The 13,583-nt window shown below is 33.2% G+C and carries 10 protein-coding genes; 4 read left to right on the top strand and 6 right to left on the bottom strand.

All coding sequences use genetic code 11. The features are described from left to right. The first annotated feature begins 147 nt into the window (after positions 1–147). Complete coding sequence (locus LUA91_RS02655) at positions 148–1,359, top strand: TCR/Tet family MFS transporter (RefSeq protein ID WP_231424403.1); 1,212 nt, start codon at positions 148–150, stop codon at positions 1,357–1,359. On the opposite strand, the gene LUA91_RS02650 is transcribed toward LUA91_RS02655, so the two are convergent. After that, positions 1,356–2,075: a hypothetical protein gene (locus LUA91_RS02650; RefSeq protein ID WP_231424402.1), complete on the bottom strand. Its 720-nt coding sequence runs from the start codon at positions 2,073–2,075 to the stop codon at positions 1,356–1,358. The two genes, LUA91_RS02655 and LUA91_RS02650, sit on opposite strands and share 4 nt — an antisense overlap. 83 nt (positions 2,076–2,158) lie before the next feature. Beyond that, on the bottom strand, positions 2,159–3,511 hold the full coding sequence (locus LUA91_RS02645; RefSeq protein WP_231424401.1) for a PhoH family protein: 1,353 nt from the start codon (positions 3,509–3,511) through the stop codon (positions 2,159–2,161). A 740-nt stretch (positions 3,512–4,251) separates the two neighbouring features. Here LUA91_RS02645 and LUA91_RS02640 point away from each other — a divergent pair. Continuing rightward, entirely contained in the window at positions 4,252–6,426 is a 2,175-nt protein-coding gene (locus LUA91_RS02640) for an FUSC family membrane protein (RefSeq protein WP_231424400.1), read from the top strand. Here the strand turns inward: LUA91_RS02640 and LUA91_RS02635 are convergent. The 3 genes from LUA91_RS02635 to LUA91_RS02625 are packed head-to-tail and all read right to left on the bottom strand — an operon-like array spanning position 6,423 to position 10,252. Continuing rightward, the gene (locus LUA91_RS02635) at positions 6,423–6,863 is read right to left on the bottom strand and encodes a hypothetical protein (RefSeq protein WP_231424399.1); all 441 of its coding nucleotides are present in this window, start codon (positions 6,861–6,863) and stop codon (positions 6,423–6,425) included. The two genes, LUA91_RS02640 and LUA91_RS02635, sit on opposite strands and share 4 nt — an antisense overlap. Before the next feature lie 3 nt (positions 6,864–6,866). Beyond that, entirely contained in the window at positions 6,867–7,862 is a 996-nt protein-coding gene (locus LUA91_RS02630; protein WP_231424398.1) for a PorP/SprF family type IX secretion system membrane protein, read from the bottom strand. Beyond that, complete coding sequence (locus tag LUA91_RS02625) at positions 7,862–10,252, bottom strand: gliding motility-associated C-terminal domain-containing protein (protein ID WP_231424397.1); 2,391 nt, start codon at positions 10,250–10,252, stop codon at positions 7,862–7,864. Before LUA91_RS02625 ends, LUA91_RS02630 begins: the two co-directional genes overlap by 1 nt. A gap of 270 nt (positions 10,253–10,522) precedes the next feature. Here LUA91_RS02625 and LUA91_RS02620 point away from each other — a divergent pair, with 270 nt between their 5' ends. Further along, positions 10,523–11,722 carry a glycosyltransferase family 87 protein gene (locus LUA91_RS02620; RefSeq protein WP_231424396.1) on the top strand — a complete coding sequence of 400 codons (1,200 nt, stop codon included), beginning with the start codon at positions 10,523–10,525 and terminating at the stop codon, positions 11,720–11,722. Between the two features lie 36 nt (positions 11,723–11,758). Beyond that, entirely contained in the window at positions 11,759–12,169 is a 411-nt protein-coding gene (locus tag LUA91_RS02615; RefSeq protein WP_231424395.1) for an organic hydroperoxide resistance protein, read from the top strand. A gap of 55 nt (positions 12,170–12,224) precedes the next feature. Here the strand turns inward: LUA91_RS02615 and mgtE are convergent, their stop codons facing one another. Further along, complete coding sequence (gene mgtE / locus LUA91_RS02610; RefSeq protein ID WP_231424394.1) at positions 12,225–13,574, bottom strand: magnesium transporter; 1,350 nt, start codon at positions 13,572–13,574, stop codon at positions 12,225–12,227. Between the last annotated feature and the right edge of the window lie 9 nt (positions 13,575–13,583).

Below are 13,583 nucleotides of genomic sequence, written 5' to 3'. Positions count from 1 at the left end.
TTTTCTGGTTCGATCTTTTTTTTAGTTTCTTAAAGAGGTGTTTAAATGATTTTTAATTTCGGTAAATCCTCAATAATTAAACGATTAGCTTTTGAATCTGAAATTAATTGCGCTAAATTTCTATTTTTGTGTAAAATCCCCAACTTAATGGCTAAGCAGAAAAAATCAGCGATGATTTTTATAATGATCACTCTTTTGATTGACTTTACTGGTTTCGGAATCATTATTCCAGTATTGCCGAAATTGATACAGGAATTTACTGGTGGCAGCGTTAGTGTGGCCGCAGATTATGGTGGTTATTTAATGGTTGCCTTTGCTTTGGCACAATTCATCTTCTCTCCAATTATGGGAGGTTTAAGTGATAAATTTGGAAGAAGACCGATATTGTTATTTTCGCTTTTCGGTTTAGGCATCGATTATATTTTTCTTTCATTTGCACCATCCATATTTTGGCTTTTTATAGGTAGAATTATTGCTGGAATTACCGGCGCAAGTTTTACAACGGCTATGGCTTACATCGCAGATATATCCGAACCAGAAAAAAAAGCGCAAAATTTTGGTTTAGTTGGTGCTGCTTTTGGTGTAGGCTTTATATTAGGCCCCGTAATTGGTGGGTTGTTCAGTACCTTCGGTTTAAGGGTGCCATTTATGATTTCAGCTGGGTTGGCATTAATCAATTGGTTGTATGGATATTTCATTTTACCCGAATCTTTAAGCAAAGAAAAGCGCAGAGATTTTTCGTGGAAAAGGGCTAATCCTGTAGGCTCTTTTTTAAATGCATCTAAATATCCAGCTATTTTAGGTCTGCTAGCCACACTCCTACTTTTATATATAGCAAGTCATTCGGTTCAATCAAACTGGTCGTATTATGTGATTGAAAAATTTCAATGGAACTCTACCATGATTGGTTATTCTTTAGGTGTGGTGGGTTTAATGGTTGCAATTGTACAAGGTGGTTTAATCAGGTTTATCATTCCAAAAATTGGAAACCGAAAGGCTATTTATTTTGGATTAATACTTTATGTGATTGGCTTTGTGTGCTTTGCTTTTGCAAACAGCGGCTTAATGATGATGATCTTTATTATCCCCTATTGTTTAGCCGGAATTGGCGGACCTGCCATGCAGAGTATCATTTCCAATCAGGTTCCGGAAAATGCACAAGGTGAAATCCAAGGGATTACTACAAGTTTACAAAGTTTAGCAGCCATAATTGGCCCATGGTTAGCCAGCCACATTTTTGTATATTTTATTCAGGATGGAACACCTTTATATTTTCCTGGTGCACCCTTTATATTAAGTGCCTTTTTAACATTGATAGGTTTATTTATCCCCATCAGAGCCATGCGGAAGTATCATTAAAAAGCAGCTTTTAGAATTTTATATTCATTGGAAGCCATTACTACATTATAAACGATTAGTATTATGGCTTCAGTCTTGATAATTTTAGGCGTATCAATTTTTGTTATTTCGCCAAAAATAAAAATCATCACAATTAACCCGATAGAGATAAAAAAGGATAATTTAAAAGAACGGTATAGCATTGATAATCTAAATAAAGTTTTTTTCTTAAAGAGTACAGGATCTTTGATTAACTGAATGATATTACCCAGCACAAAAAATAAAATCAAAATTATTGTAATGCCTGATGCGGTGCCCTGATTTAAATTTGGGATAACCAATAGTCCATCATAAATAAAATAGGCTACAATTAAAATGCATACCACTAATTTTAAGAGTTGCCAATTTCTCCCTTTCAATATCCACCTCATAGATTCAAATTCCGTTCTATTGGTTAGTGTTTCTAATTTTATTCTGGCTTCATCCGAAAATGATACAAATGGATTGATTATACTGACGATAACAATGAGTAAAGTACTCACGAATTGAAAAATACCGTCAGAAACAAGTATGTGGATTCTATCTTCGGTTAAGATTTTTGGGCTAAAAAACGAAGCGACTATCAATATAATAATTACTACATGAAAAACGAGTGGGAAATAGTTTTCAATATTTCCGTTCTGAGCATTGGGATTATCAGCGAGATTAAATTTATCGTTATCAAGATATTTGTTCATTAACCGAATAATGACCAATAAAATAAAGACTGAGAACATGTTAAAAGAGTTATGGATTTATATCATACACACAAGTATACAACTTATAGCAATACATTAGCAAGATTAGCCAATTCGCTCCGCTCTCCTTTTTGTAAGGTGATATGTGCATACAGCGGATGATTTTTTGCATTTTCAATTAAATACGATAATCCGTTACTTTCTGAATCTAAATATGGCGTATCAATTTGATAAATATCGCCTGTGAACACAATTTTAGTATGTTCACCTGCCCTGGAAATAATAGTTTTTACTTCGTGAGGAGTTAGGTTTTGTGCTTCATCGATAATGAAGAAAATTTTAGTCAATGTTCTACCTCTAATGAAAGCCAATGGTGCTATGGCAATTTTTTCTGTCGTAATCAATTCATCAATTTTGGCCGACATTTTATCATCACCAATAAACTGATCTTTAATAAAGCGAAGATTATCCCAAATGGGCGCCATAAAAGGATCTGTTTTTGATTTTGCATCGCCAGGCAAAAAACCAATATCTTTATTGCTTAATGAAACAATTGGACGGGTAATGTAAATTTGCCTGAAATTTCTACGCTGTTCTAAAGCGCTTGCTAGCGCCAAAAGTGTTTTGCCTGTTCCGGCATTTCCCTGGATGCTTACGAGTTTGATATTATCATCTAATAAAGCATGAATGGCAAATGCCTGCTCAATATTTTTAGGTTTTATTTTAAAAATTGCATCAGTAGAAACCGATGAAATGGTTTGATTATTATGGTTATAAAAAACGTTGGCAGTTTTTCGTTTATTTTTTAAAATAAAAAAATGATTTCCCTCTTTAATTGGAAGTCCTATATTTTCAGAATCTAAAATTTTAACTTTTTTAATATCATCAATTATTAATTCGTTAAAATTAACAAGCTCAGTTTTACCGGCATAAAGTTCATCCACATTTTTAATTTTACCGGTTTCATAATCTTCTGCATGTAAATCAAGCGCTTTAGCTTTTAAACGCAAACAAATATCTTTAGAAACAAGAACAACTTTTTTATCTGGATATTCTTCTCTTAAACTTAAGGCTGCATTTAATATTTTATGATCGGTTTTGCCCTTTCCAAAAACCTCTTCAGCATTTATTTTTAATGGTTGCTCGTTTAGTATTACCTTAAACTTACCTGAATTTTGCGCATTAAGCGCAACCCAATCGCTTATTAATTTTTGCTTTGATGTTTGATCTATCAATCGAATAAAACTGCGGGCTTCAAAATTTCGGGTATCGTTACCACTTTTAAAATTATCAAGTTCTTCTAAAACCTGGATTGGAATGGCTACATCATGCTCGTGAAAATTATTAATCGCATCATGATCATATAAAATAACTGATGTATCTAAAACGAAAATCTTTCTTGTGGGGATTAAAGCTGATTTACCTTTTGTGGCCATTTGGTAAATTTAATGTTTTAGCAATAATTAGCCACAAAATAGATCATTCTTTTTTCAAGGATTAAAAAAAGAGCAAAAACAAAAACGGGGTTCTTCTTCTTTCGATTCAGTTCCCCGTTTTAACCTTAAAATCAACCGTAGTTGTGTTTTAAAGCATCTAATTCTTGTTACTTTGATTTTTCCGTTTTCGCTAGGTTTTGCAACTTTTACGATTCGTGAAAATTTATTTCCAACTATTCTGTCCGTAAACTTCCTAGTTTTCCATAAGCTCTGTTTGGGCCTATTCGATTTTCTTATATAACCAATCTTTCGATTTGGAATATGTATATTCTTAATCGGTTTAACCCTTTTAGAAATCAATCGTTTTCCCTGTAAACTTATCCGAAATAAATCCCTTTTCAGTTCTTTATATCTTTTGGATTGTTTTGTCAGAATTCAAAGTACTTCGTATTTGATATGATCTAATTTAGGTGGAAATCATACATCTGTCAAGAGAAAAATTAAATAAATTATAAACAAAGTTATCCACTTAAATACCCTGCTTATCAACATCTTAAATACGATCATTCTTTATTTTACAGGTGATAATTGATAATACCTAAAAGTTTATTAACATTTCTTTAATGATGAGTTATGAACATTGACTAACTTTTTGATAATCAGATCAATATTGAATTCCTACCTAAAAGGGTAATTTTTTTTAAAAACTTAATTTTACAGATAACAAAAACATCTGTATTATGTTATTTTTGTACATGCAGATTAGGCAACCCATCAGAAATATTCAGGACTTTTTATTGAGTACCTATTTTGCTGATGGTTTGCGCATTACCATTGGTGTACTTCTCCCCTCACTCATTCTGGCACAATTTAGTATGCTAACCTATGGCATGACGCTATCTCTTGGCGCCTTATGTGTTAGCGTGGTTGATAGTCCTGGACCTATGGTACACAGGCGAAATGCCATGTTGGTTACAACAGTACTCATATTTGTATTCTCGATTATTACGGGCCTAACCAATAAAAGTCATTACTTTATAGGTTTTTTATTAGCCATTTCGAGTTTTATATTTTCGATGTTTTACATCTATGGCGTTCGGGCAGCATCTGTAGGAACAGCAGTGTTACTAATTATGGTGTTGAGTATCGATGATGTTCGCCCGTGGCAAGATGTAATTATACACGCTTTAATGGTTTTGGCTGGTAGTTTATGGTACACCGGGTTAAGTTATTTTGTTTACCGCCTCCGCCCCTTTCGTTTAGTTCAACAATCTTTGAGCGATTCTATCCTGGAGGTAGCTGAATTTTTAAGAGAGAAGGCAAAATTTTATCACCAAAATAATAATTACGATAAAACATACGCAGATTTATTGCAATTGCAGGTTTCTGTTCATGAAAAGCAAGATGCTGTACGCGAACTTTTATTTAGAACCAGAGAGATTGTAAGAGATTCCAGCCCGGAAGGACGTTTTTTGCTATTGGTATTTGTAGATATGGTTGATCTTTTTGAGCAAGTGATGTCAACATATTACAATTACCAGCAATTGCATGATCAATTTGATAAGGCTGGTATTTTGTCGGATTATGAAATGGCCATTAAGCGAATATCTTATGCTTTGGATGATATTGCATTTGCCCTAAAAAGCGGCGGTAAACCCGTAATTTCTAAACGGTTATTAATTGAAATTGAGCGTTTAAGAATCAAAATCAATAATCTGGAGAAAAATAATACCAATCAGGAATATAGCACAATAGGAATTATTGCCTTAAAAAATATTGAAGTTAATATCGAAAATATTTTATCGAGGGTAAAAACCATATTCAGCTATTTTAAAGTTCGAACCAATAAAGATATTCGGCAGGCAGAAGTTGATACCGAAAAATTTATTAAGCGGCAGAAATTCGATTTTGATCTTTTTAAGGAAAATTTAACCTATAGCTCATCAACTTTTAGGCATTCGTTACGGGTAACAGTTGTAATGTCGCTCGGTTTTATCGTTTCTCAAATCCTTGATTTCTCGCACAGTTATTGGATCCTGCTAACCATTTTGGTTATTTCTAAACCTGGTTTTAGCTTAACGAAAGAGCGTAATTATCAGCGTTTAATTGGTACAACGGTTGGTGCATTTATAGGCATGGCGGTAGTGAGTTATATTCACGATAAAAATGCATTATTCATGATTTTGCTGATTTGCATGATTGGCAGCTATAGTTTTCAGCGTAAAAATTATGTAGTGAGTGTTTTATTTATGACGCCATACATATTAATACTCTTCGATTTTTTAGGGATGGGTTCTATCGCACTGGCTCGTGAGCGTATTTATGATACTTTTATCGGTTCAGGCATTGCTTTACTTGCGAGTTATTCGCTTTTTCCAACCTGGGAACATGAAAAGCTAAAGGAAGCAATGACTGACATCATCAAAGCTAACAAAGCTTATTATGAGCAGGTGGTGCGATTGTATTTTGAGAAAGTGTATAACAGAACAGATTATAAACTGGCTAGAAAAGAGGTTTATGTGGCAACAGCTAATTTGGCTTCGCTGTTTCAAAGAATGTTTTCAGAGCCAAAAAGTAAACAACTGTATATCAAAGAAGTGCATCAATTTACAGCACTGAGCCATTTATTATCATCATACGTAGCCACACTTTCGCTCTATAATAAAGAGCATGAGTTTACTTTTGAAAATTTTGATTCACTTAAACCAATGGCTCAAAATACCGATTACTTATTGGATACATCAATAAATAATCTCATTGAAGGTAAAAATACAATTGAAAATGTTCCGCTAATTAGATTGGCTGATACTGGAATGAAAATAAATGAAGGTAAAGATTTAGTGCCCGAACAATTTGATTTGATTCAAAAGGTTGCCTACGATATTTACAAATTAACAGTGAAAATAAAAATTTAATTTTTGGCGATATACTTTATCGCATTGCAAGTATTAAATGGCAAGATGTAACTTAATCCAGTATTGAGCTTAAATACAATTTCTGCTTCACAGGGAATTTTTCTATCTATTAAATCTTTTGCATCAAATATTATTGGATAAAACTTCTGCTCAGGATTATCAGATTTAACAACTTCTTCTCTTACTTTAAATTTCAGTTTTAATTCTGTTTCTCCAGATTTTAAATACACTTTATCTATTTTTTTAAAATTAACGTTAGCCGTAAAATTTATCATCAATTGATTATTAACAGCTTTATTATCAATGGTGAATAATTCAAAGGCATAATAATTGGTGTTATCTCTGAAATACTGGTAATCGATACTCTGCTTATTTTGCTGACTATATGCCAATTGTCCGATTAGAATTATAGTAAATAGTAAAATTGTGTTTTTCATAATTTAAAACTTAGGACAAGGAACTTTAAAACCTTTAAAATTGTTATGCCTGTATATAAGCGATAATTCATAAGTACGCGGAGTTGCACTCATCAATTTGTCACCATAAACGGTATAGTTTAAACCTGCACTTACATTTCCCATAGTTACACCTAAGTATGGATAAAAAGATGCTTCATTAAATTTAAACCACATACCAAAATTTAACTTCAAACGAGTTTCATCATTGGGTTTTAAACCTACTACAGAGCCAATTATGGTGTCTTTATTGTTGCGTTGAACGTTATAAACTCCAGTTAAGTTTAAATCGACATAGTTATTTAGTAAATAAAGCATGCCAAAGTTAACAGTCTGCCGTGTGGGTACATATTCATTTACATTGTTTAATAATGTTTCTTGCGGTTTAGTTAAATGATAATGTGCATAGCCTAAAACAAAACTCACATGGTCAAAAGTTGCAGAGAAATTTCCCCCAATATTTACATCAAAGTATGATGTTTTATCATTTTTCAAATCCAGGTAATTGGGTAGTGAATTATCAAAGCCTCCATCGGTATATTGAGATGCAAATGTTAATCTATTATAATCCAGGTATCTTGAAACATAAGAAACTTGTGGCGCTAAACCGAATTTGAATCGATGATCTACATCTAAATATTGGTAGTAAGACATGCTTGCACTTATGTACTGCGATTTTAAAGCCTTATTAAATGATTCATCAAATAGTCCACTTAATCCTAAACTGAAAACACTGTTTGTAAAATTTTCATCTTCTACCAATTTTACATCGCCAGAAACGCTGTAGGTATTATAAGGATCGCCTAAATTTCCCCATTGCTGGCGTGTGTTAAGGGCCAGACGATATTCTCCATCAAAAAAACCGGTAAAAGCGGGATTTAAAGTTAATGGCGATGCAAAATATTGTGAGAATTTTGGATCCTGTGCCGAACAACATATTGTAATTAAGCACAAAAATGAAAGGAGAATCGATTTGTACATTATAGTATTAATATGGTTTTGCCTGTAGTTTGAAATTTTCCACCAAATGCATCAATGCCCTCTGCAAACCATGAAAATGTTTCCAAAGGTTGCATTTTACTTTTAAATTGTCCATCCCAACCATTTGACGCTAAATCAGTTTGGAAAACAAGAATCCCCCATTTATTAAAAACTTTAAAGCTTGTTAATTTTTGGATACTTACTAAGAATGGATACAATCTGTTATTGGTTTCTTTGTGCGGCGTAAATGCTGTTGGTACAACAATTTTAGGTTGTGGTAAAATATTAAGTTCAATCGAAGCTGAAACAGAACATCCCTTATCATTTTGAAGTGAGATGTAGTACACGCCAGCTTTATTAATCTTTGAAGGATCACTGATCGGTCTGTTTAACGATGCATCATAAAAATATCCGGTTTTTGAATAATCTTTACTGCCTTTAATAATTTCTGCTGATGTAAGATCAATAAAATCATAGTCAAAAATAGGTTTGGGCTTATTTATAACAATGGTTGGTAAAGTATTGATCACCACATTTATTTTATCAAAAGCATAACAACCCGAAGAATTGGTAGCTTTAACATAATAATTACCAGATTTGCCAACAGCTTTTGGATTGATTAGTTTATCTGTTAAAGCCTCGTTGGTGTAAAATGAATAATTTAGTTTTTCAGAGCTTCCTTCAAATAAGTTCGTATTGGTAATATCTACTTTCTCTGGATAACATACTTCCGAAGGATTTTTGACCACTAAAACAGGTAGATCATTAACGACTACATCAATTTTATTATTTGCATAACAACCTTGTGCATTGGTAGCAGTAACATAATAAGTTCCTGTTTTACTGATTTTCGGATCGGTTATGGGAATGCTCAGTGCGGCATCTTCAAAGAATTTATATTGAAAAGTCGCCTCATTGCCTGTAAAGATGTTCGCAGCAGAAATATCAACTTTATTTGGAAAACATACAGCATTTGGATTATTGATATTTAATATCGGTTTCGGATTAATTGTAACTACGACAGGCACAATTTTATTACAACCAAAATTATTTTTTAAATTGATAAAGTAGGTTCCAGATACTTTTATAGCATTTGGGTTCGCAAGCGCTTTCGTTGCTTTATCATCAATAAAATAACTTCTGGATATTCCATTCAAATTGGAATAAAGTTGTTCATTTGTGATATCGACAGTTTCATTATAACAAACAGCTAAAGGATTTTTGATGGTTAAATTTGCGATATCAAAAACGGAAACATCGATGGTTGCAAAACTTTCGCAGCCTTTGTAATTGGTAGCTTTAATATAATATTTACTATTTCCTGTAATTTTGGCTAAACCTGTAATTTGCTGGGTTAAATCTTTATCCTGATAGATTAAATAGGTAAAACCGTCATTTTTGTTTAAAATATAGTCTGCACTGGTTAGATCAATTTCAGCATTTTCACATACTGTATTTTTTTCTCGTACCAAAACTTGATAATCTACACTATGCACCACAGTTTCTACCGAACTTGGGCATCCAAAGCCATCATAAGGAATTAAATCCAAAATTATTTTTGAACCTTCTGCAGGTGTTGGCTTTAGGGAAATGGATTGCCCAAAACCATATTTAATAGTTTTATCTGCATTAAACCAGTTGTAGGTTTTAAAACCACTTGGTCCTGATATTTTTAACTCATCGGCACTTTTGCAATAGGTGTTTCCAACGATTAAATCGCCACACAGATTATTCACATCTACATAAGCATAGCCAAAATGACCTCCCAAAGCACAATCGGCGCTTATAAATTCTATTAATAATTTTTTACCCTGATAACCTGATAAATTGATGGTTACTGGTGTCCAATCTTTATAAATGACTGTATTTGCAACCTTTGATTTCGTAAAGCCAGGCAAAGATGAGGTTGCCACATACTCGAATGAGGCGCAAGAGATATAGGTGTTCTGTTCTACATCTTTAACTCTTGCGATAAACCTGGGCTGTTCTTGTAAAGGATGATTTGGGTCTTCCAAAACCACAGCATATTGATAGGTTAAAGTAAATTCTGGCCGATCAGCAGGAACATTTAATAAATAGGAAATACCATCTACTTGTGCTCCTGTTCCATTGTTGCCCAATTTTACAGTAAAATTGCCGCCATTTTTTGGAATTAAAGGAAAACCACCATAATAATCTTTTTCTAATTTATTAGAGATGATGGTATGCCTCCCAAAAGCTGGAGTGTTGATCTCATTGGTGTAGATAACATTCTTATTTTTATCAATAGTTGCAAGACCGGTAAAAAGCTTCCAATTCGAAAAATTTCCATTTTCGAACCCTATATTCTCCGGACAAGTTTGTGCACACAATTTTGATGGCATAGCAAGTACTGCTACGAGCAATATCAACAACAATTTATTAATCAACGGGACGATAATTAAAATGTGATATCGTAAAAATATTGTTTTAGTATATGCTTAACATTCGTAGCATCGCTTAAAATCATTTTTTTACACGAAGTCTTATTGTTGTTGTTTAGAACAGTTTTCTTTATCTATATTTGTATAAGAAAAATAAAATTATAAAATACTGTTAATCAACTATTTAAAATTTATTAACTTGATTTATTTTTGCCAAAAAATTATTGTTATAAAATATTACGCTTAATATTCTTTTGAATGAATCCCTCATTTTTTACACAAAATATTAAATCTTTTTACCATAATTTCAACAAAACAGGTGTCATTTTATCCATTTGGTTAATTATAACCCTTGTATTTTCACTTCAGGGCCTACTCTCATTTCGCTACAATAACTATCTCATTTTTGAAAATGCCTGGAGAAATTTAACTCTTCATCAGAATTTTTACTTGCCTTACCCAAACTTTCATGAAGATGCTAATCACTACGGACCAATTTTTAGTGTTTTTATTGCACCATTTGCCTGGCTAAATAACGGTATTGGACTTTTTGCATGGAATATTTTCAACTGTTTGTTTTTATTTAAAGCCATTCAAACACTAAAAATTACTGAACAATCAAAAATAAATATCAGTTATATCGTGGTTCCTTGCCTTATTGTATCCATGCTTAGTGAACAATTTAACCCTACAGCAGGAGCCTTGATTATCTTAAGTTACACACAACTCAATAAAAACCGTGGGTTTTGGGCGGCTGCGTGTATTGTGCTCGGTACCTTTATAAAACTGTACGGCATTATGGGTTTGGCATTTTTCTTTTTTGTAAAAGATAAACCCCAATTCATTTTATATGTTATTCTTTGGTCGGTGATACTATTTATTTTACCAATGTTGTTTTCTTCGAAAGATTTCATTTTACAATCTTATCAGGATTGGTATCATTCTTTAGTACATAAAAATCAATCGAATGTTGCAGATAGTTCTTCAGACTTATCAATATTAGGATTTATAAGAAACGCTTTAAATTCACCTGACATGTCGAACTTGCCAGCGTTAATTTGTGGTTGTATATTGTTTCTAGTACCATTTTTGAATATCAAAAATTACAGTACAAAAGAGTTTCAATTGTATATTCTGGCTTCTGCATTATTATTTCCCGTTTTATTTAGTTCGGGTGCAGAAGATTGTACATATGTAATCAGCATTGCTGGCGTTGGTATTTGGTTTATTTTAGGAAAGCCAGGTTTAGTGAAAAATATTCTCTTAGCAATTCTATTGATTTTTGCGTGTAACCTTCCTTTGGCCATTTTTCCAAAATTTGGAAAAGAATATCCAATTTTTATGAGCATTTTGAGCGTTCCATTTTTTATCGTTTGGTTGATTGTTATTTACAATGCTACCTTCTTAAAAAAATCTTCAAATCAGATGCTTGTAGATTACAATCCAAACAATGGTTAAAACTGTTTGTTACTCCATGTAAATAAAGAAAATATTATGGAAAAGCTATATACAGCTGAAGTTACAGCTACTGGAGGAAGAGACGGACACATTAAATCGAGCGATGGAATTTTAGATTTCGAACTGAGAAAGCCAAAAGAACTTGGCGGACAAGGCGGGGCTACAAACCCTGAAGAATTATTTGCTGCAGCCTGGGGACCATGTTATTTAGGTGCTTTAGGTTCAGTTGCAGAACGTGAAGGCGTTGATGTGAGTGAAGCAAATGTTAAGGTTTTGATATCGTTTAATAAGGATGGAAATGCTTTTGTTTTGTCTGCAGATTTAGATGTGCATATTCCTGGAATATCGCATGAAGAAGCACAGGCTATTGCTGAAAAAGCACATAGGGCTTGCCCATATTCGAAAGCGGTTAAAGGAAATATCGAAGTAAGAGTAACTGCAGTTTAAGTAATCTGCAATTATTATGATAAGTCGGAGGATTAAATTCTTCCGACTTTTTTGTTTATAGCAATAATTTACTTGCTAAACCTAAAATTAAAAGGAAGCCAAAAACATCAGTAAAGGTTGTTATAATGATAGATGATGCGATAGCCGGATCGATCCCAACACGTTTCAAAATTAATGGAATTCCTGCTCCTGTTACTCCAGCAATTAAGAGATTCCCTGTCATGGCTAAAAATATTACCAAACCCAACATTGGGTTTCCATCAAAAAAGAAGGCAAAAATAAATACGATCAGTCCATTTACAGCCCCATTGATTAGTCCAACCGTAAACTCTTTCAAAACCGTTCTATATGCTTGTTTATCAGTTAAATCGTAAAGTGAAATACGCCTTACCGTAACCGCCAAAGCTTGTGTGGCTGCGTTACCGCCCATCCCTGCAATTATAGTCATGTAAGCCGCCAAAGATGGAATTAACTTTATTGTAGGATCGAAATAACGCACTACAGATGACGCTAAAAATGCCGTACCAAGATTGATAATTAACCATGGAAGACGTGATTTTACTGCCTCAACCCAATTACCACTCAATTCCTCATCTTCTGATACCCCAGATATTTTTAAGATATCTTCAGTACTCTCAGCCTCCATAACATCGATTACGTCATCAAATGTTACACGGCCCAACAATCTTTGGTCGTCATCAATTACCGGAATACTCGTTAAATTATATTGGGAAATTAGATTTGCAACTTCTTCCTGATCGGTATTTGGATGTACATAAACAGCATCCATTTTAACCAACTCAGTAATTTGAGCGTTATGCTTTGCTTTGATAATGTCTTTTAATGAAACTATTCCTTTGAAAATTTTTTCGTCATCAACCACGTAAATGGTATAGAATTCTTCCATTTCCTCACTTTGACGAATAATTTCTTCAATGGCATCCTTTTTAGTCAGGTTGATATTAACACAGATTAATTCTGTGTTCATTAAACCCCCTGCAGTTTTTTCGTCGTAGGTTAAAAGGTTTCTAATTTCTGATGCATGCTCATCTTGCAGATCTTCTAAAATTTCTGCCTGTTCATGATCTTCAAGTTGAGAGATGATATCTGTTGCATCATCATAATCAAGTTCCTCAACAATTTCAGTTCGTTTATCAGGATGAAGTTCGAAAAGTAAATCCTCGGGATGAGATTCTTCATCCATTTCGGAAATAATTTCTGATGCAATTTCTGCAGGAAGCAGATTAATAATGTGCCTTTGCTCCGATTTATCTAATCGTTCGAATAAAATAGCAATTTCCGAAGCATGGTATTCATCCAAAACTTCTTTTAAAGTTTCATCTCCAGCTAAAATGGCATTTTTTACCTTTAGTACATCGCTTTTATCTATCTCGAATGACTGCATTGCTCCTGT

This window comes from Pedobacter sp. Leaf250, assembly GCF_920984735.1.
Classification (GTDB): domain Bacteria; phylum Bacteroidota; class Bacteroidia; order Sphingobacteriales; family Sphingobacteriaceae; genus Pedobacter.
This window is presented reverse-complemented; position numbering and strand designations above follow the sequence as displayed.